We start from the raw sequence: 18,472 nt of genomic DNA on the forward strand, positions 1-18,472 counted from the left end.
ATATGACCAGGCTATTGCTGATTGAAGACCACGGAATTGTGCGGGATGCCCTGCGCCAGCTTCTGCAAAAGGACAGTGGAGAATATATTGTTGATGTAGCCGCATCGGGTACAGAGGCTTTAAATATGCTCTGAGAAGGGTTGCGTCCTGATGTACTGCTTATTGATCTTCATTTGGGAGATATGTCGGGAATTGAGCTGACTGAGCAAGCAAAGGCCATTTATCCGGATGCCAAAATGGTGCTCCTTACTTATGAGGCTGATGAAAGTTTTGTGTCGGCGGCGTTCCGGTCCGGAGCAAGCGGGTACATTCTTAAGGAAGCTGATTCCGAGGAGCTGTTGTTTGGTTTACGTAAAGTTGTACAGGGCCGCCGGTTTATTTGCACCGGCATTACGGAAAGGCTTTGCACCCGTCTTTCCCGCGATAGCCGGGCCGTTAAACGGCCAATAAGCATCGGGCTTTCTTCGCGGGAGGCCGAAATATTGGAACTGATTGCCGATGGTTATACTAACCTTCAAATTGCGGGAATGTTATTCACCAGCAGGCGCACAGTAGAAGGTCATCGTCTTTCGTTGCTAAACAAGACAGGGACGCGAAACAGCCCCGAACTCATTAAGTTTGCTATGTTAAATGGCCTGTTGAATGTTGCGGCCGGATAATAATTGCATCGTTCATTTAGAGTAATCAGATGACACTATAAAACCGTATACAATGAAAACTAAATTTTGTACGCTGAGCCTGGCACTGTTGTTAGCCGCAGGTCTGAGCGCCTGTAAAAGCCATAATAATAATAGCAGCAGCGATTCAGCCGCGACCCGGAATGATACCGCCAGTGGCATGCATGTAACACCGGATGCCAGCCGGAGCGATACATTAAATAAAGATACCACTCATACAGATACCGCTAAAAGGCCCGGATAACGTACTCCGGCTAAAGGCTAACTATATCATACCCCAGCCGTTCGCCTGCACAAACATTTGCCTTAGTTGCAGACTGGCAAAATTTTACCACGCTGCCTCGCCGTCCTCCTTTAAAAACTTTCCGGTAATGCCGGAAACCGGCTGCAGGGCGATATCAACTATAGCCGCAGCGCCCTGCTCAATGGTTTTAGCACCCTGAAATTGGTTAAGGCTGGTAGCTGTATATCCGGGAGTTACACTGTTAACCGTTATACCGGTATCATAAAGTTCGTTCGCCAGCATTACGGTAAAGGCATTAAGCGCTGTCTTTGAGGCGCCGTAGGCATTGTACTTATCTCTGTTCAGGTTTCGTCCGGCCTGTGTGCGCAGGGTTATAGAGCCAACCTCGCTGGAAACGTTAATGATGGCAGCGTTAGCCGCTTTTTTCAGCAATGGCAAGAGCTCCTGCGTAGTTTGCACGGCGCCAAAAAAATTGGTGTCGAATATCCGGCGCAGATTTTCTACGTCTCCGGTGGCAAAGTCTTGGGGCAGGTCTCCGGCAATGCCCGCGTTGTTTATCAGAATGTCCAGGGCGCTGATTTTTGCTTCCATGTGGTGTCTTGCCTGGCGGACGGAGTTGATATCAGCCACATCAATTACCAGCGTCTCCACATTGGTAATGCCGTAGCTGTTTAGTTTTTTAACTGCTTCAAGCCCGGCTCCTTCATTCCTGCTGCCCAGGTATACAAAATGGCTATTTTGGGCCAGCTGCTTAGCTACTTCGAAGCCAATTCCCTTGTTAGCGCCGGTTATCAATACTGTTTTCATAATAGAATATTTAATTAGACGCAAATAAATCCAACGAAGTTCAATTCTGCAATACACGATCCATGAACATTTACAAGATTTTAGCATTTATTCCTTTGCATCACATACTTTGCTTAACCCGCTGCAATAAAATAATCGGTTAAGTAATAACCTAATAGCGCTCAATTTCGTATAAGGAAATGTTATGTTAAATATTAATTAACGGCAGATTTAGTTGCATAATAACCGGACGGGTGGTTTAACATTAAGCGCTTGCTGATTATTAGACTTATTTCGGTTCTGAATAACCAATAACGATAACGACGGTAAACAATGCCTGGCAGCGCTTGAAGCCTTCACAGGTAAACTGGCCAAACTGGTAGAAATATCTATCAAAACATCGGTCACTTTGAACCGGGTAAGAGTTTAGATTAAGAAAGCTGAAGAAATGGATAAAAAACCAAAATCGGTTTTTCCGGGCGCTAAAAATCTCATAGAAAATTTAACCGGTAACACGGAAGAGTTTTCGATGGAGGCGCGCATTTTTCATGCTGCGTGCCTGGTCTCAATGGCGGCAACACTTTGTAATATCCCCTGGAATTATTTTATCGGCGTGCCATCACTGTCTTTTCTGATGACCATACTGCTGCTGGTTACTGCCTTTATTTATTATTATTCGCGCTATCGCAGGAAGCTGAACATGAGTTTTTTCCTGTATTGCCTGGCCAGTAATGTCTTTATAGCCCTCAACTATCAGCAGAACTCGGGCATTAACGGCCCAGGGCTGCTTATCTTCCTGCTGTCGTTGTTTCTGGTTATCGCTATAGCCCCGAAAATACAATTCTGGTTTTGGCTGCCCGCCAACATGATATTGGTGGGGATATTGCTAACACTGGAATATAAATATCCTTATGCCGTAACCAATACTTATAAACGCCTGGCTGACCGGTATATTGATTTCGGCTATTCTTACCTGGTTATAGGTATTTTAATTGCCTCGGTTACCCTGTACATTCGCGACAGCTACAACCGCCAGCGATTGGCGCTTATAAAAAAAGCCGAAGAACTTGAAAGTACTAATGCCACGAAAAATAAACTATTTTCAATCGTGGCGCACGACCTTCGGTCGCCGTTGGTCTCTATACAAAATTACCTTGAGCTGCTTACAGAGTACAATTTGTCTGAAGAGGAGAAGCGGGGGGTTGAGCTTGACCTTTTAGAAAAAACGAAACACACCGGCCAAATGCTGTCGAACCTCTTATCATGGACGATGAAACAGATGGAAGGCGTTTCCGTAAAACTGGAAGAACTTAACCTGGCCGCAACTTTACGGCCTGTGCTTTTGCTACAGCAGCCCATTGCCCTGGAAAAGTGTATTACTTTAAAGAATGAGATTAACCACGAGGCACGTGTAGTAGCCGATGCAAATATGCTGCAACTGGTGCTCCGTAACCTCTTGAGCAACGCTATTAAATTCACTCCATCCGGTGGTGAGATTGTCGTCGGAACAGAATTTCAGGGCCGGCATTGGCTCATTTTTGTACGCGATTCGGGCGTTGGAATTCCCATGGAATACCAGGACCGTATTTTCTCCCTGAAAATGCAATCTACATTCGGCACCAAGAACGAAAAAGGCGCTGGCCTGGGGCTCATCCTTTGCAAAGAGTTCACCGAATTGCAGGGAGGAACCATTTGGTTTGAAAGCGCGACAGACCGGGGCACTACTTTTTATATCCGTCTTAAAGGCTGCGGTTCTTATAACGAAGATTCAGCAGCAAGTGCGGTGCTAATGCAAAAAAGTTAGCTGTCCGGGTAAATTTCGCAAAGCGATTCGCCTCGCTTGCAGCTTGTTGATCTATTAAAAAGTCCGCAATTATCCGCCAAGGGTCACAGCTTAGGATTTTACTCAATCCAGACCCGGCGCCAACAAGTCCGGGTTAACTTCACCATTGTTAGCGCTGGTAATCTTGCGCAGGTTATAAACCGGACTACCGTCTTTTTCTGCCGCTGCAATTAAGCCATGCTCATACAATTGCCCTAATAACTGGCGAATGGCAGCTATCATCGGTTTGTGTTCCGCGGCCGGCTCAAGTTTCTCTAAGTGCCGGATAACTTCTTCGGCAGTTGCTTCGCCAAGGTCGGCCAGCGCAAAAACTACTTTATCTTTAAATGTTGTTGCTTCTTTATAGGCGGCTGGTACAGGCAACGGCTTGTACGCTTCGCGAAATTCTTCGTCAGTAAGGCTCATATCTACATAATCACAAAAGCATATCTTTTGTTTGACGCCGGCAAAGGGACGCCGTAGAACTACCCCGGGTGCATGGTTTCATAATATTCTAAACTTCGGCCGTGTAACTGCGTTGTATTAAGTGAAGATATGTTATAAAGCACGCGCGATTATAATAATTAAACTGCGGCCATAAGTGAGCAAAAATCAGAAAAACACATCGGTTACAACTTACCTGATGCTTGCGGGCGGAATGGCATTGTTCGGCAGTGCCACGCCGCTCAGCAAGTTGGTCACCAAAGCTTTTCCGGTCTTTATTGCTGGCGGTGTGCGTGTATTGCTGGCGTTCCTGGTGCTGCTGCCATTCTTAAAGCTGTCAAATATTAAAAATTACAAAGGCCGCGATCATTGGCTGCTTTTGGGTATTGCAATATTAGGCGTACTGGGCTTTACGGCATTTATGCTGTACGGCATGAAACTGGTGAGCGGTGTTACCGGTAGTATTGTGATGAGCACCACCCCGGCGATAACGGCTATACTTTCCATTATTTTCTTCAAAGATACCGTTACCTGGAAGAAAATACTTGCGCTTGTCCTGGCTATTGCCGGAGTGCTGCTGCTGCAATTAAAAGGCGGAAAGCAAGGCGGAAACAGCAGCCCATTGTTGGGCGTTGTTTTAATATTTGCGGCGGTTTGCTGCGAGGCGGCCTACACGTTGATGGGTAAGGCGCTCACCAGGAATTATCCGCCTGAAGAAATTTCAGGCCTGTCGGCCCTCATCGGCGTGGTATGCTTTATACCATTATGTATCTGGCAATGGCCGCAGCTGCATTTTGAAAATATAGACGTAGTAAACTGGTTGTCGCTTGCAGCTTACGGGCTCATTACCATGGGGCTTGGGTCTGTGTTGTGGTATAAAGGCATTACACGGGCTGAAGGAACCGTCGCCGCTTCGTTTATGGGCGTTATGCCGGTAAGCGCATTATTGCTTTCATATGTACTGCTTCACGAGGAGTTTAAATGGATACACCTGGGCGGCTTTGCACTGGTGTTTTGCGGGGTACTGCTTATGATAAGTGTGCACCGGCAAATGGCCAAAAAAATGTAACCGATAAAATTCCGGTCATTGTCGCTGCTAAACCTTTCTGGTCAAACAGCGTTATGTTCTCAAATTATGCAGCACGCCTTAAAGAAACAATCGCATTTACTTCCCACCCTGCTCCTGATAGCCGGGCTTGGTATATTGCTATGTGCTGAGGCTTTTTTCGGCTTTAGGCTGCATACGCTTTCCAAGCAGCAGGAGCAGCTTAAGCGGGATTATGCCAATGTAAACAGCATTAACCTGGGCCTTTTTTCTGCCGAACAGTGGCGCGACGACATTTCCGGGATTATTAACCACCAGGTGCGGCATTTTACCCTTACCCCTGTTCAAAAAAGACAATTACAGAAAGAGGTGGAGCAAATTATGCTCGCGCTGATCAATAAGGCGGAAGCCATGGTAAATAAAAAACCGAAAAGCCTTGGCGGTAAGCTTAAAAAGCTTGCTGTTAAAACCTTTGTTAATACGGATAAAATAAAAGCAAAGGTACCAGCCTTAGCCAAACAGGTGATAGCTAAAGTGGATAACCCTGCCAGTAAGGCCCGGCTAAGCAAGCTTGCCATGCGAAAATTCACTGATGTAGCGCATAGCGGCTATTTCGACAGCACCGCCACGGCCCGCGACTCATTGCTCAAAAAAATGTATCCGCGCTACCATGTTTCTAATCAGCAGGCGCTAAATAAAACGCTCAATAACAAATTGCAACAAATGCGCACAACAATGTACAGCTACTGCTTTGCTATGCTGGCCTGTATTTTAGTTGTGCTGACATTGTGGTGGCTGCTGCGTAAAAAAGTACAGCTGCATACAACGTTGTTTATTATGTCGCTGCTGTTTGCTTTTATTTTGCTGGCGGTAGGGCTTACGGCTTCGATGATTGAGGTGGACGCCCGAATCAGCACACTCGACTTTACGCTGCTGGGCGAACACGTGGTCTTCCGCGACCAGGTATTATTTTTTCAGAGCAAAAGCATCCTTGAAGTTGTAGAAGTGCTTGTATCACATGCCCAAGCCGATTCTATCCTGGTAGGTGTCCTTATTTTAGTATTCAGCATTTTGTTTCCTATCACAAAGCTTACTGCCACCGGCATTCACCTGCTGAGCAAACGGAAAATGGCAGAAAACCGTTTCATCAAATATTTCGCGTTCCAGTCGGGCAAATGGAGTATGGCCGATGTTATCGTAATCGCCATCCTGATGACTTATATCGGACTGAACGGACTGATTGACGGCACACTGGCGGCGCTGCATATACAAACTACCCCGCTCACTATCATCGCCACCAATAATACCGCCCTGCAACCAGGCTACATTATTTTTATCAGCTTCGTGCTATACGGCCTGATACTATCAACCATATTAAAATTCATTACGCCCTATGACGCCCACTGATCGGAAAAAAAACTTGCGGGCCAACCTCGCGCTGCTGCTTGGACTGGGCGTACTGCTCGCCGTGGAAGCATGGTGCGGTTACAGGCTTTATCATTTTGCCAAACAGCAGCAGCGGCTTAAACAGGACTATAGCGTAGTAAATAGTATCACTTTCGGGATATTTTCGGTGGATTCGTGGCGTGATAAGATATCAGGCGTGCTGGATAGCCAGGTTAATGCCTTTCATGTTACTAAAAAGCAAAAAAAAGAACTGCAGGCCCAGGTTGAAAAACAACTGCACCAATTGGTTGCTAAAACAGCTGATGAAATTAATAAACCACAGAAAAGCCTGGGCGGCAAACTTAAAAAACTGGCTTTTAACGCTGTGGTAGATGTCGATACGCTGCAGGCGCTGGTGCCATCTTTCGCCCATACCATTGTTTTAAGGTTAACCAATCCTGCAAGTACCAACAGGCTAAAAGGCATTGTAACCGGTAAACTGGACCAGTTGGAGCAGCAGACTTATGACAGCACCGCCGAAGCATATCATACACTCATCGTTCACCTGTATAAAAAATACCACGTTGCTGACGCATACAGGCTTAATCAAACTCTTGTACAACAAGTAAAGGCGGTACACCGCATATCTTATCAATACGCTTATGCAATGTTTGCATGTGTATTGCTGGCGTTAGGGCTTTGGTGGCTGCTGCGTAAACAAGTGCACCTGCAAACCATGCTTTTTGTTATATCATTATTGCCGGCCCTTGTACTGCTCCTTGTCGGCATTAGCGCGCCCATTATCGAGGTTGATGCACGTATCGGTACCATGCATTTTCAGATACTTGGTCAGGAGGTAGGTTTTCAGAACCAGGTGCTGTTTTTTCAGAGTAAAAGCCTCACCGGGATTGTCAGTACGCTTATAGCCCAAACGAAACCGGATGCTGTGCTCGTGGGCATCCTTGTAATGCTGTTCGTTATCATTCTGCCTGTACTTATGCTTGTTGCTACCGGCTTGCATGTTTCATGCGGCAATAAGATCTCGGATAACAAAATCATTAAATACCTTGCTCTTGAGTCGGGCAAATGGAACATGGCAGATGTGATGGTAGTTGGCATAATGATGACTTATATCGGTCTTAACGGCATACTGAAAAGCCAGCTTTCAGGGCTGAACATGCACGGCGGGGGCCTTACACTTGTAACCACTAACAACAGCTACCTGCAGCCCGGGTACCTGGTTTTTGTGGGTTACGTGATTTACGAAACCTTATTAAGAAAGATATTAAAGCATGTTACAGCACTAAGATGCTAAAACTATGCAAAAGCTTCGCTTTTTGTTGTATTACTTATTTCTTTTCAATGTAATTGGTAATCTTTTCCAGGCGGTCGATGGCTTTTACAGCTGTCTCAAGGCTTTTGTTGAAAAATGCGGGGTCAATCATTAATCCCTTCCGCTGGAGAATTTGCAGGGTTGATTTAACGATAGTTAACGGGGTGCGCAGCTCGTGGTAAAAAATTTCGGAAACCTGTCCGGCATCAGCCGTAACATCCCGCTGAATACCGATGAGATGCGTGATGGTACCCGAAGCTGAAAAAACCGGAGAGACGGCTAATTCATTAAGAAAAGGAGATCCGTCTTTACGGTAATTCCGGAGCCGGACGGTACATTCGCGGCCATTTGCAATTGCGGCGGCCAATTTCACCAGTTCAGGCTGTCTGCGGTCATCGCGTTGTAAAAACCGGCAGTTTTTTCCAATAATATCGTTCCTGTCATATCCTGTTAAACGCTCAAACGCACTGTTGCAATAAATAATAGGATCGTCAGGTAAAGTGTGATCAACGATAACAAAGCTGGTCTGCGTCGTCTCCACAGCATTAGCCAACAGAGATATATCTAAAGTAGAAGATTGACTTAGCATAGTTTCGGCTTGAAATTTAATTGACTACACAAAAGCCTGCTTATTTGTTTGATTTTTCGGCAATTGCCTTAAATCTGGCGCCGTTCAATCCGCGCGTGCTTCTAAAAGAAGGTAAAAGCTAACAGGCCGTACCGTACATCAGGCAATATCGGCTAAATACTTTAAAGAACAGCATCTTTTCAAAACTTTTACATTGCCAGTGCAATATTAAGGCAAATATCGCTTTTTAACGTAAATACAAGGGCGCTTCCCCGTTTAACAAAGAAGCGCCCTGGGCAGATATAATTGGGATTACCTGATATTAAGGATGTAGCTGAACTTCTGCGATACCGACATTGGCGTACAATTCATTTGAGGTCTTGGTCCGCAAGAGTTTGAACCAACGCCAAGGGTGCGTGCATCAATACATAAAACAGTTGCCTGGCTTTTCGGCAGGTCGATGCGGTATTCAACATTCTGCATTTCTTCGTCAGTATACGGCAATGCCGAAACTTGCAGCAGGGCTGTGTCTTTCTTAACCATGAGCGATGAGCCGGATGCCGACGTAAGCCGCGCCCAGCGCACATCTTCGTGGTTGCCGGCTTCCATTGGTTTTTCGTACGGGGTTAATTGCTGTGCAACGGTGCTTTTGTATAAGCCAACATCAAAGCCGCGTTTGCGGTCGATATAGTTTTCCATGGGGCCCCGGCCAAAATAGTCAAACTGGTCATAACTTCTGTTGAGTATCAGCCTTACCCCGACTCTCGCCAGCGGAATGGCTTCGTTGCTGAATGACAGGTCGTTATCCGCCTCAATAGTTCCGTCCCCATTTATTTCATACTTCACTTTGTGCGTTACGGTAAAACCATTTCGGCCTTTGCCCGTCAGTTCCGCGCTGATTTCTATATTGCTATCATCCTTTTGTTTATAGGAAACCTTTTCCGCGGTCCAGGTTAATCTTTTAAGCCCGAATTTATTCCATGAATCATCGGCCCACATATCATCGTTACGGTGCGGTGCGCGCCACAGGTGCAGCATAGGGCCGCCCTGGTTGGCGAGCATGTCGTTACCATGGCTTTTAATTTCGGTAAAAGTACCCTTAGTTTTGCTAAACACCAGGCTAAAGTCTTTTCCGGTTACAAATATGTTTTTGTCATCAAAGGATGCCCTAACAGGTGTAGTGCTTTTGGTCGGCGCAATAATCGTATTTTCAACCGGGATGGCCAGTTGTTGTGAAGCAATTTCATATCCCTTTTTAGCCCAAATCTCATCTTTGGTAGTATTGAAAGCAACTCTCAGGAAATACTCTGCACCCGGCTTCGGTATAAAGTGGTAAGGGATAGTTATCTGCTCCGAATTTCCGGCTTCAATATGCCCGAGCGGAAGGTTACCCTTGCTGATCTCGACGCCATTTTCGGTCAGGCTCCAGCTTGCAGCAAAATCATCTAAGCTGATGAACTGATAGCGGTTGCGGATATTTACCGTTCCCTTTGCCAAATCAACAGGAGTTATACTGATCCATTGGTAGGCGTGCTTTAATTCCGGGAAATGCGGTTTGGGGGTACGGTCAGAAAACACGACGCCTTTATGAATAAAATAATGGTCGTTTGGAGTTTCACCGAAACCTCCGCCGAAAGCGATGATCGGGTGTTTAGGATCAAACTTATTGTAGATACCCTGATCCTGCCATTCCCAGATACAGCCGCCCAGCAGGTTCGGATATTTGTCAAACAGGTCGTTATAATCTGCCACGGCGCCCATTGAGTTAAACATCGCGTGTGCATATTCGCATAAATAAAACGGTTTGGTTAGTTTGGGGTCGGTAGCGTATTTTTCAACATTTCCCAGGCTGGTGTACATTTCGCTGTCCATGTCGGCGGGGTTCTCATCACCTATGCCAAAACCCTGGTAATGGGTTGGCCGGTCAGGGTCGATATTCTTAATAGTTTTTAATGCCGCCCTGAAATTGGAGCCGCCGCTGCCACATTCATTTCCGAGCGACCAGATAATTACCGAGCTGTGATTTTTGAAATTCTCCACGTTAGCCACGTTACGATCGATGATCGCTGCTTTTATGCGCGGATCTTCGTTAAACTCGTCCCAGGCGCCATGGCATTCCAGGTTGGCCTCCGCCAGTAAGTAAATACCATACTCGTCGCACAATTCATACCATCTTGGGTCGTCTGAATAATGACAGGTTCGCACATGGTTACAATTCGCTTGCTTGATGAGGATGATATCCTTTATCATCTGGTCTTCGGTTATGGCATGACCTACGTCTGGCCAGTTTTCGTGGCGGTTAACGCCCTTTAGCTTCACCGGCACGCCGTTTACCAAAAATTGCCTGCCTTTTATTTCAACCTTGCGGAAACCCGTCCGGGTTGATATGGTTTCAACAACCTGGTTATTATCTTTTATGGAGACAACGGTTGTGTACAATGAAGGTGTCTCGGCTGTCCACTTGCGGGGATGCGAAACGGGGATATTGACTGTCAAGGTCACTTCCTCGCCGGGTTTTAAAGCGGGTATTTTCGCGGTACCTTTTCCGTTGACCAACGGCGTATTGCCGTCATACAAATCAACGGCGAGACTGCGCGCCCTGGTTGTTACTGTACCAAAGTTTTTAACCTTACCAATAACCTGCAGGGTGGCATTATCATACGCGGCATCGAAATTCGTCTTTACAAAGAAATCGCGGATATGCTCCTGCGGCGAGCTCCACAACGTAACGTTGCGGAAAATCCCGCTCAGGCGCCACATATCCTGATCCTCAAGATAGCTGCCCGTAGTAAAGCGGTACACTTCGGCGGCAATCATATTTTTGCCTGGTTTTACGAATTTTGTGATGTCAAATTCGGCGGCGTTGCGGCTGTTTACACTATAGCCAACCTTTTTGCCGTTTATCCACAGAAAAAATCCTGCGTCCACGCCATCAAACGTAACAAATATTCTCCTGCCATTCCAGTTAGCAGGTACTTCAAAGTTGCGCCTGTAGCTGCCCACAGGATTACGTTCCTTGTAGGCAGTAAAGCTAACCGGCGGCGTGGTCATCACGCGTGGGAAATCCTTTTGGAAAATGTAGTTGTAATTACTGTAATAAGGGGTTCCATAGCCTTCTATCTGCCAGTTCGAAGGCACTTTTATATCTGCCCATTTGTCAACATTGTAGGTGGTCTTGTAAAAGTTTACGGGGCGTTGCTGCGGCCAGCCAACCCAGTTAAACTTCCACATACCGTTAAGCGATCTGGCGTAGGTTGATGTATGGCGGTTGGCTTTCAGCGCCTCAGCCAGGTTAGCATAAGGCATTAATGTGGCATGCGCCGGCTGTTTATTGATGCCAATGCATTCCGGGTCTTCAATTTCTTTGGGAATAAATGCCGTGTCGGTTTTGGTCAGCCAGGAGGCCGATTTCATTTGAGCCAGGCTTATTTTACAGCAGAGCACAAGAAATAAGACAAACACGTACTTTGTGAGTTGTTTTTTAAACATGATATAAGGTAGTTTTTATTGATAGTATGCAATGTTACGAAATGAGCGACTGACGGGCTTATCAAGACGGCTTTTTTGCCGTGTTTAGTTTATTTACTACCCAGTCGCCTATTCTTATGCCCTGGGTAACGCCATTGTCTATGGCATCCATAAAGTGTATACCGCCCCAGAACCTGGAAATGGCCGCCTCTTTTGCCGCCTGCATAAACGAGTTAAAATGCCTGGCCGGCACCCCGTAACTTACCTCTACGTTGTCGGTGTATTTAAAGTTGTCGCCAAAGTAATTTGTCAGGATTACTGCTGATGTTGCCGAGACAATGGAGTGCCCGCTGATATATTCCGGGAATGGCGGCGTTTGGAGTAGTGGTTTCCAGTTGATATCGATATATCTGCGAATGGCTGTTTCCGGGCGGATGCGGTTGGTGCGGTACTTATCTTCCCAGCACGCAATAAACGCATCCAGCAGGCCGGCAGCAACTGCAGTATGAACTTCCATAGCTTTGGAGAAGCCAGTTTTAGTTTGCGCGCACGCTATAGCTGTTATACCCATCCAATGAGCTCCCGGCGAGATCTTTTTTAAACCGATCATCATGTGCCCGTTGTCCTGCAAGGCAAAGGGGTTGCAATCCCAAAAGTTTGCTATGTTTTTCTGTTCTGCGGTTAAGTTGTTAGCTCCCGCCTTATAATTCATCAACAGGAATTTAAAAAAGGCTGAACTTTTATTTGTAGAAAAAGGAATAGGCGGCCCGGGCAAAAACTGTGTAGATGAGTTAATAAACAGCGGCCTAACCGTATTGAAGTATGGCTCCACGGCTGCCATATAAGCCGGTGGGGTAGGATCCCAGGTACTGTCGGCACGTGCCGGTGTATACCGCTTGTAATTACTGATGCGGTTGTATTTGTCTTTTTTTGCATAGGCCAGTATCTGTTTGCTGATAGCCTGACCATAATGCAAAGAGCTATCGATTATCTCGCTGCTGAAGCCAATTTTCCGGCACGAGTCTAACAACTCCTGCTCATACTTAATCATTTCGCTACCCGTTGGCTGCATCTTGCCTGCAGTTTCCATCATAGCCACCAACGCACTTAGCTGATAATTATATCCTTTTGCAAAAACAGGTCTTTTAATATCAGGATATTCATTTAAAATACCCTCCATACTCTTTATGCTTTTATCGTTTTCGGCTACTACTTCCTGACCGGCAAGGCAGGTGTAGGCAAAAAAGCGGGCTGCCAGCGGCGGGTTAGTTACATCATGCACCATAATGGCCGTTGATTTGGCGATAACTTTAGCGATATCTGCGCTGGTTAATTCGGGTTGTTTTTTATTGCCGCAACCGTTAAATAAAACGATAACAGTCAGCAGGACAAATACTAAAAATGCCTTGAATTTCATTTACTTAATTTTGTTTGTAAGCTTTCACACCCACCTGGTTAACTCCGAACAACAGGGTATTATTTACTTCGGTTACGCTTCTTACATCGCCCCATAGCTTAAAGCCAGATTTTAACTGGGGGACATATTGAAAATGGCCTTTACCATCACCTTTTAGCAGTATGCCGTAATTTGCATCATATTTTCCAATACGCAGCCTTGCCCGGTTAATATTACCGCATAAAAGCAGGTCCTTATTGCCGTCGTGGTCATAATCTAATGTTGTAATGGTGTACACCGGAGACGACTGCACCTGTAAAGGCAATGCAGCGGCATGCAGCTTACCCTTTGCATCGCTTAAAAAGCAAGTGGTGGAAAGGTTGTTTGCAGACAGGTGTGCGGCGCCTTTTAATTCATCAGCAGTAAATATGTCTGTAAGCGAAGCGTCTGCATAGCTCTTATAATCAGGGAAGCGCGTACGCATGCTGCTCATTTGGTCAAACAGTTCATCGCGGGTAACGTATGGATAGCTTTTACCCTGTATATAGAAGCAAAATACCGGGTCTACGGAGCCATTATCGTCAAAATCTTTGTAATACATTTCGGCCGGTTCTTTGTCCGACGCCTTGCATTGGGTATTAAGCCCCAGGTTGCCGGCTATAATATCTGGGCGTCCATCGTGGTTAAAGTCATCAACCAGTATCTTATTCCAAAAACCGCTTTGTGGTTTATCAAAATAGTTGCCGGTGCTGTTAATCAGCTCATTGCCCTTATTGGTTAATATAGTAACCGGCATCCATTCGCCTACTAAAATAAGGTCCGGCCTTTTGTCGCTGTTGATATCCACCCAGGCCGCATCGGTTACCATACCAATATGTGCCAGTTGAGCATTATATTTAGCGGTTTCATCCCTGAAATTTCCTTTGCCATCGTTTATCAGCAGGTAGCTTTGCGGTACCTCGGGATACCTGCCGGGTATTACGCGTCCTCCAACAAAAAGGTCGGGGTGGCCATCACCGTTAATATCAGCGCTCACCACACAGCTTTTACTGCTCAGCATTTTAGGAAGGCCATTTTTTGCTTTGGCAAAATTTCCTTTGCCATCGTTCAGATAAAGCCTGTCCTGCAAAGACGGATCATCAGGCGCCAGGTCGCCGTAGCCGCCGGAAGCTACATACAGATCGGGTTTGCCGTCGCCGTTAGCATCAAAAAACAGGGCCGCAGCATCATTGCTTTTTTTATCTGCCTCAAATGCGGATTGTGGTTTTAAAACAAATGTTTGGTTAGCCTGCTGCAAGTATAAAGCTCCCGACTTACCATCTTCTCCTCCCACATAAACATCCTCCAAACCATCGCCATTCACATCGCCCTTAACCAGACACGGCCCCGAAAACGACATGGGGTTCACCATCAGCGGCTGCCGTTTAAAATCGTTGATGCTGTTTTTGACTTGTTGATTGTTTACCGGCGATGCAATTTCTGTAAAAATAGATTTCACGGGTTCCGGCTTTTTATATTTTGCGGCAGCATTCTTCTCATTAAGCACTAATTCCTGGTCGGCTTTAACGTCTTTTATAAGCTGCGTGCTGCCATTTTGCCAAACGATGCGTAAAGAATCCAGTTGCTTATCCCCGCCAAGTCCAAAGTGCAATACCGGGGATACACTCGACTGAAAACCACGGCTTGGCATTTGCTCCAGGTATTGCAGTTTACCTTTTACATAAATAGTTACTCTTGCGCCTATACCCTGTGTATTTTTTCCCGCGCCTTCCAGTTTAAGCTGCAGGTAATGGTTATTCAGTTGTTTGCCGGCTTCATTCTGATAAATAAAAGCAGGCTGATTAATGTTATTAACTACCAGATCCAAATCGCCATCATTGTCTAAATCAGCATAGGCCGCACCATTGCTGTTTGATGATTGGCTGATACCCCATGCTGTGCTCGTGTTGGTAAAAGTCAGGTTACCGTTGTTTTTAAACAAATAGCTGTTCACCTGCGATGACGGCATCTGCTGCACCAGGTTGTAAATGTCTTTTCGCATTAAACGTCTGTCTTTCAGATAATCACCCATGTATTTCATGAAATCCATGTTGGTAAAGTCGCGGGTATATCCATTCGTTATAAAAAGGTCTTTCCAGCCGTCGTTGTCATAATCAGCAAATAAAGGGGCCCAGCTCCAGTCAGTATTCGAAATGCCTGATAGCTGGCCTATCTCGCTGAAAGTGCCGTTTCCGTTATTAATCTGCAGCATGTTGCGCATATACTGGTAATAGAACCCAGTACGGAGCGTCAAATCAAATTTTTCATAGTTATCCGGCGCAAACAGCAGTTTTTGCCGGCGATTACCTTCGGGAAGCATATCGAGCGTAAAAATATCAGGCAGGCCGTCATTGTTTATGTCCGAGACATTATTGCCCATTGAGAATTGCGAAGTATGCCCCAGGGAGGTTTGCAGCCTGTTGGTAAAGGTGCCGTCCCCGTTGTTGATGTACAGGTAATCAGGGATGGTGTAGTCATTCGATATATAAATATCCGGCAGACCGTCGCCGTTAATGTCGTCTATAGCAGCTCCCAGACCGTAAGTAAGGTCGGAACTGCTTATACCGGCTTCCCGGGTTATATTTTTAAAAACGCCGTTGTCATTTCTATAAAGCCTTACACCATTAGGCGAATCTGATTTCTTTAAAGCCGCGACCGTATTAACTTCGTCCAATACGGGTAGTTGTATCGGGCTGTGATTCAGCAAAAACATGTCAAGGTCGCCGTCAAGATCATAATCGAAGAACACAGCCTGGGTGCTATACCCGGCGTCTGCCAGCCCGTATTGCCGGGCTTCCTCGGTAAAAGTGGGGGTTCCGTCTTTATCGTTACCCTGGTTAATAAATAGTTGATTTACGCGGTGTTCATCCCTTACATTGCCAGAGTAGCAAACATATATATCCAGTTTTCCGTCGCCATTTACATCAGCCATGGTAACGCCTGTTTTCCATGGGCCCGGCCGGCCGGCTACGCCGGCTGTTGCGGTAACATCATTAAACTGCATATTCCCTTTATTAATATACAGCTTATTGTCAGTCATGTTGCCGGTAAAGTACAGATCCTGCAAGCCATCGCCATTCAAATCGCCAACCGCCACGCCGCCCCCGTTGTAAAAATATTCATACATCAGTACGTTAGTGTTCAGGCCCTCTGTTAAGGTATTGCTAAAATCCACATGGGTTTGCTCCGGCGAAAGCAGGGTAAAAAGCGGTTTGCCATCTTCCTTGCCATCGTTACTGCCGGTTTCAGGGGTGCAACCGGTTATCATTACAATCCCGCCAAATAGCAGTGGGAGAAAAGTTTTGCTGTAAATGTTCACCAAATTTTTAGTTTAAGTAAGGGGTTGAAAGTAAAAGAATGCCGAGTGAAAAACACCGGCATTCTCTATTCTAATATACAGAATTTTATTATTCGTTATTAATAACCGGGGTTCTGAATTAACTTATTGTTTTTATTCATCTCATCCCTGTTAATCGGCGGGAAATAAACTTTGTCGTTCCAGCTGCGGTTTTCCACTCCGGGGTCAAGTTCCTGCACGGTATAGGTATAATTATAATTATCCGTGTTATACCTGTAAACACTTACTGTTTTGCCCGGTTTTAATGTGCCCGTTATTTTAATAATTTTCGCTTTATTACCAAGCGTTTGCGGCGCTATCATCCAGCGTCGGGCATCATAAAAGCGTTGTTCTTCAAACATCATTTCTACGTTGCGCTCATTCCGGTAGCGTTCAACCAGCGCATCGCCTGCATCGGTAATAGCCGGCATACCCGAGCGGAAGCGGATCTTATTCAGCCAGATTTTGGCTTCACCTTCCTGCCCTAAGGCCAGGCACGTTTCTATGTAGTTGAATACAACTTCGGTATAACGGATTTGAGGAGACGGTACTTCCTGACGGGTATTATTATCAACGATAGCCGGGTTAGGGTCCATAAACTTCCTGATGCCGTAACCTGTACGGGTACCATTCCAGTTTTCGAGCGGTGAGTTCCTGGTATCCAAACCGAAATAGGCTACAGGGCTGCTCGAGCTGCCTGTTTGATAGGTACCCATCTGTATTTCATTATATGGGTCTATGCCGGCGCCATCCGGCGTACGCGGTTTCCATGGTGCTCCATCATACAAAATAGACGCATAGAAGCGAGGGTCCCTGTTTTGATAAGGAGCCGCTGCTTCGGCGGGGTTTTTCCAGTCGAATTTGGTGCCATCCATCATCTCGTAGTCGTCAACCATATTTTGGGTAGGCTCGCTTGATGTCCAACCGTGGTATCCGTTCGGACAGTTGTTACGGGCATACCAGGCGCCCCACTCGTCTTTAGCGTTGGCGAAATAACGGGCGAACAAAATTTCAGCCTCACCGCCATTTCTCGACAAATAAGAGTTCTGGTAATTGTTAAATCCATCAGTGGCAGATGCAGGGGCGGATAGATCGAGTTTAAAACCGTATTTGCCTAAATCCATAACGGCTTTTGCAGCATCCTGGGCTTTTTTCCAGCGGGCGGCACGGTCGCCATCAACGTAGCCTAACAGTTCAGGGTGCGCATATTGCGATAAGAGGCTCGATTTAGCTTTTGCGGTTGGCATATCATGCAAATCGCTGGCAGCGTATAATAGTACCCTTGCCTTTAAAGCTAAAGCTGCATCACTTGTTGCCCTGCCTTTAGGCTGATCCTTGCCTTGAAGCAGACCAGCGGCTTTATCAAGATCGCCTACGATAAAATCGACGCAATCCGAATAGCTGCTCCTCGCGATAGTAAAGTCAGTTGCACTGGCTGAATAAGATGATTTTACCAACGGCACGCCGCCATAATAGCGCAGTAGTTGATTGTAATAGTAAGCACGCATAAACAATGCCTCGCCTGTAAGCCTGTCAACCAGCGATTTATCTATCGGTGCTTTCGCCAGCTGCTCTAAAGCAATATTGGCAGACCGGATACGGGCATACATCTCGCCCCACTCATAAGTGTGTGGCACGTTACCAGTTGCAGCCGGGCTTATGTTTCCTTCGTTGATGTTCTCTTTTCCGAAGTTATAAAGCGCGTTATCTGTCTGGCAGTCCAGGTTCTCCTGGTTTAGTTCGCCCTCATACAGGCCGTTGTACAACTCCGTTACAAAGGCTTCGGAGAGGTTGGGGTCGGCCCAGGTGGTGGCGGATGATGCCTGGTTCAATGGCGTTGTATTCAAAAAGTCTTTCTTACACGAAGTAAGCAGCGCTCCCGATACAATCGTTATTATTGAGATATTTCTTATAAATGTTTTCATAT

At 46.1% G+C, this 18,472-nt stretch carries 14 protein-coding genes; 7 read left to right on the plus strand and 7 right to left on the minus strand.

All coding sequences use genetic code 11. From position 1 onward, the window contains the following. Positions 1 to 2: 2 nt before the first annotated feature. Genes Q3W13_RS05200 through Q3W13_RS05210 form a run of 3 tightly spaced genes read left to right on the plus strand, consistent with a single transcriptional unit; the run spans position 3 to position 921 of the window. Positions 3 to 134, plus strand: a complete 132-nt coding sequence (locus tag Q3W13_RS05200) for a hypothetical protein (RefSeq protein ID WP_302861885.1) — start codon at positions 3 to 5, stop codon at positions 132 to 134. A 6-nt stretch (positions 135 to 140) separates the two neighbouring features. Then, the gene (locus Q3W13_RS05205) at positions 141 to 659 is read left to right on the plus strand and encodes a response regulator transcription factor (RefSeq protein WP_302861887.1); all 519 of its coding nucleotides are present in this window, start codon (positions 141 to 143) and stop codon (positions 657 to 659) included. 52 nt (positions 660 to 711) lie between these two features. After that, on the plus strand, positions 712 to 921 hold the full coding sequence (locus Q3W13_RS05210; RefSeq protein WP_302861888.1) for a hypothetical protein: 210 nt from the start codon (positions 712 to 714) through the stop codon (positions 919 to 921). Between the two features lie 84 nt (positions 922 to 1,005). On the opposite strand, the gene Q3W13_RS05215 is transcribed toward Q3W13_RS05210, so the two are convergent. Continuing rightward, a complete protein-coding gene (locus Q3W13_RS05215) occupies positions 1,006 to 1,728 on the minus strand; it encodes an SDR family NAD(P)-dependent oxidoreductase (RefSeq protein WP_302861889.1) in 723 nt (240 codons plus the stop codon). Positions 1,729 to 2,155: 427 nt separating this feature from the next. On the opposite strand from Q3W13_RS05215, the gene Q3W13_RS05220 reads away from it, so the two are divergent. Then, positions 2,156 to 3,511: a sensor histidine kinase KdpD gene (locus Q3W13_RS05220; RefSeq protein WP_302861890.1), complete on the plus strand. Its 1,356-nt coding sequence runs from the start codon at positions 2,156 to 2,158 to the stop codon at positions 3,509 to 3,511. 102 nt (positions 3,512 to 3,613) lie between these two features. On the opposite strand, the gene Q3W13_RS05225 is transcribed toward Q3W13_RS05220, so the two are convergent. Continuing rightward, positions 3,614 to 3,955 carry a hypothetical protein gene (locus Q3W13_RS05225; RefSeq protein ID WP_302861891.1) on the minus strand — a complete coding sequence of 114 codons (342 nt, stop codon included), beginning with the start codon at positions 3,953 to 3,955 and terminating at the stop codon, positions 3,614 to 3,616. A gap of 175 nt (positions 3,956 to 4,130) precedes the next feature. On the opposite strand from Q3W13_RS05225, the gene Q3W13_RS05230 reads away from it, so the two are divergent. The 3 genes from Q3W13_RS05230 to Q3W13_RS05240 all read left to right on the plus strand — a co-directional run bounded on the left by Q3W13_RS05230 (position 4,131) and on the right by Q3W13_RS05240 (position 7,719). Continuing rightward, positions 4,131 to 5,042: a DMT family transporter gene (locus Q3W13_RS05230; protein ID WP_302861892.1), complete on the plus strand. Its 912-nt coding sequence runs from the start codon at positions 4,131 to 4,133 to the stop codon at positions 5,040 to 5,042. A 66-nt stretch (positions 5,043 to 5,108) separates the two neighbouring features. Beyond that, on the plus strand, positions 5,109 to 6,425 hold the full coding sequence (locus Q3W13_RS05235) for a paraquat-inducible protein A (protein ID WP_302861894.1): 1,317 nt from the start codon (positions 5,109 to 5,111) through the stop codon (positions 6,423 to 6,425). Beyond that, positions 6,412 to 7,719 (plus strand): paraquat-inducible protein A, encoded by a 1,308-nt coding sequence (locus Q3W13_RS05240; protein ID WP_302861895.1) that lies wholly within the window; start codon positions 6,412 to 6,414, stop codon positions 7,717 to 7,719. The genes Q3W13_RS05235 and Q3W13_RS05240 overlap by 14 nt, the downstream gene beginning before the upstream one ends. Before the next feature lie 34 nt (positions 7,720 to 7,753). Here Q3W13_RS05240 and Q3W13_RS05245 read toward each other — a convergent pair whose 3' ends face one another. The 5 genes from Q3W13_RS05245 to Q3W13_RS05265 form a co-directional block, all read right to left on the minus strand. Then, positions 7,754 to 8,326 carry a PAS domain-containing protein gene (locus tag Q3W13_RS05245; protein WP_302861897.1) on the minus strand — a complete coding sequence of 191 codons (573 nt, stop codon included), beginning with the start codon at positions 8,324 to 8,326 and terminating at the stop codon, positions 7,754 to 7,756. 291 nt (positions 8,327 to 8,617) lie between these two features. Next, a complete protein-coding gene (locus tag Q3W13_RS05250; protein ID WP_302861898.1) occupies positions 8,618 to 11,719 on the minus strand; it encodes a glycoside hydrolase family 2 TIM barrel-domain containing protein in 3,102 nt (1,033 codons plus the stop codon). A 136-nt stretch (positions 11,720 to 11,855) separates the two neighbouring features. Further along, positions 11,856 to 13,190: a vanadium-dependent haloperoxidase gene (locus Q3W13_RS05255; RefSeq protein ID WP_302861900.1), complete on the minus strand. Its 1,335-nt coding sequence runs from the start codon at positions 13,188 to 13,190 to the stop codon at positions 11,856 to 11,858. 4 nt (positions 13,191 to 13,194) lie between these two features. After that, positions 13,195 to 16,527, minus strand: a complete 3,333-nt coding sequence (locus Q3W13_RS05260) for a VCBS repeat-containing protein (RefSeq protein WP_302861902.1) — start codon at positions 16,525 to 16,527, stop codon at positions 13,195 to 13,197. A gap of 98 nt (positions 16,528 to 16,625) precedes the next feature. Continuing rightward, positions 16,626 to 18,470, minus strand: a complete 1,845-nt coding sequence (locus tag Q3W13_RS05265; protein ID WP_302861905.1) for a RagB/SusD family nutrient uptake outer membrane protein — start codon at positions 18,468 to 18,470, stop codon at positions 16,626 to 16,628. Between the last annotated feature and the right edge of the window lie 2 nt (positions 18,471 to 18,472).

The organism is Mucilaginibacter sp. L3T2-6 (assembly GCF_030519355.1).
Lineage (GTDB): Bacteria > Bacteroidota > Bacteroidia > Sphingobacteriales > Sphingobacteriaceae > Mucilaginibacter.

Excerpts from the sequence above, each read along its gene's own strand:
- Q3W13_RS05210 (WP_302861888.1), top strand. The coding sequence starts at position 712 with ATGAAAACTAAATTTTGTACGCTGAGCCTGGCACTGTTGTTAGCCGCA.
- Q3W13_RS05265 (WP_302861905.1), bottom strand. The coding sequence starts at position 18,470 with ATGAAAACATTTATAAGAAATATCTCAATAATAACGATTGTATCGGGA.
- Q3W13_RS05245 (WP_302861897.1), bottom strand. The coding sequence starts at position 8,326 with ATGCTAAGTCAATCTTCTACTTTAGATATATCTCTGTTGGCTAATGCT.
- Q3W13_RS05200 (WP_302861885.1), top strand. The coding sequence starts at position 3 with ATGACCAGGCTATTGCTGATTGAAGACCACGGAATTGTGCGGGATGCC.
- Q3W13_RS05225 (WP_302861891.1), bottom strand. The coding sequence starts at position 3,955 with ATGAGCCTTACTGACGAAGAATTTCGCGAAGCGTACAAGCCGTTGCCT.
- Q3W13_RS05255 (WP_302861900.1), bottom strand. The coding sequence starts at position 13,190 with ATGAAATTCAAGGCATTTTTAGTATTTGTCCTGCTGACTGTTATCGTT.
- Q3W13_RS05235 (WP_302861894.1), top strand. The coding sequence starts at position 5,109 with ATGCAGCACGCCTTAAAGAAACAATCGCATTTACTTCCCACCCTGCTC.
- Q3W13_RS05250 (WP_302861898.1), bottom strand. The coding sequence starts at position 11,719 with ATGAAATCGGCCTCCTGGCTGACCAAAACCGACACGGCATTTATTCCC.
- Q3W13_RS05240 (WP_302861895.1), top strand. The coding sequence starts at position 6,412 with ATGACGCCCACTGATCGGAAAAAAAACTTGCGGGCCAACCTCGCGCTG.
- Q3W13_RS05220 (WP_302861890.1), top strand. The coding sequence starts at position 2,156 with ATGGATAAAAAACCAAAATCGGTTTTTCCGGGCGCTAAAAATCTCATA.
- Q3W13_RS05215 (WP_302861889.1), bottom strand. The coding sequence starts at position 1,728 with ATGAAAACAGTATTGATAACCGGCGCTAACAAGGGAATTGGCTTCGAA.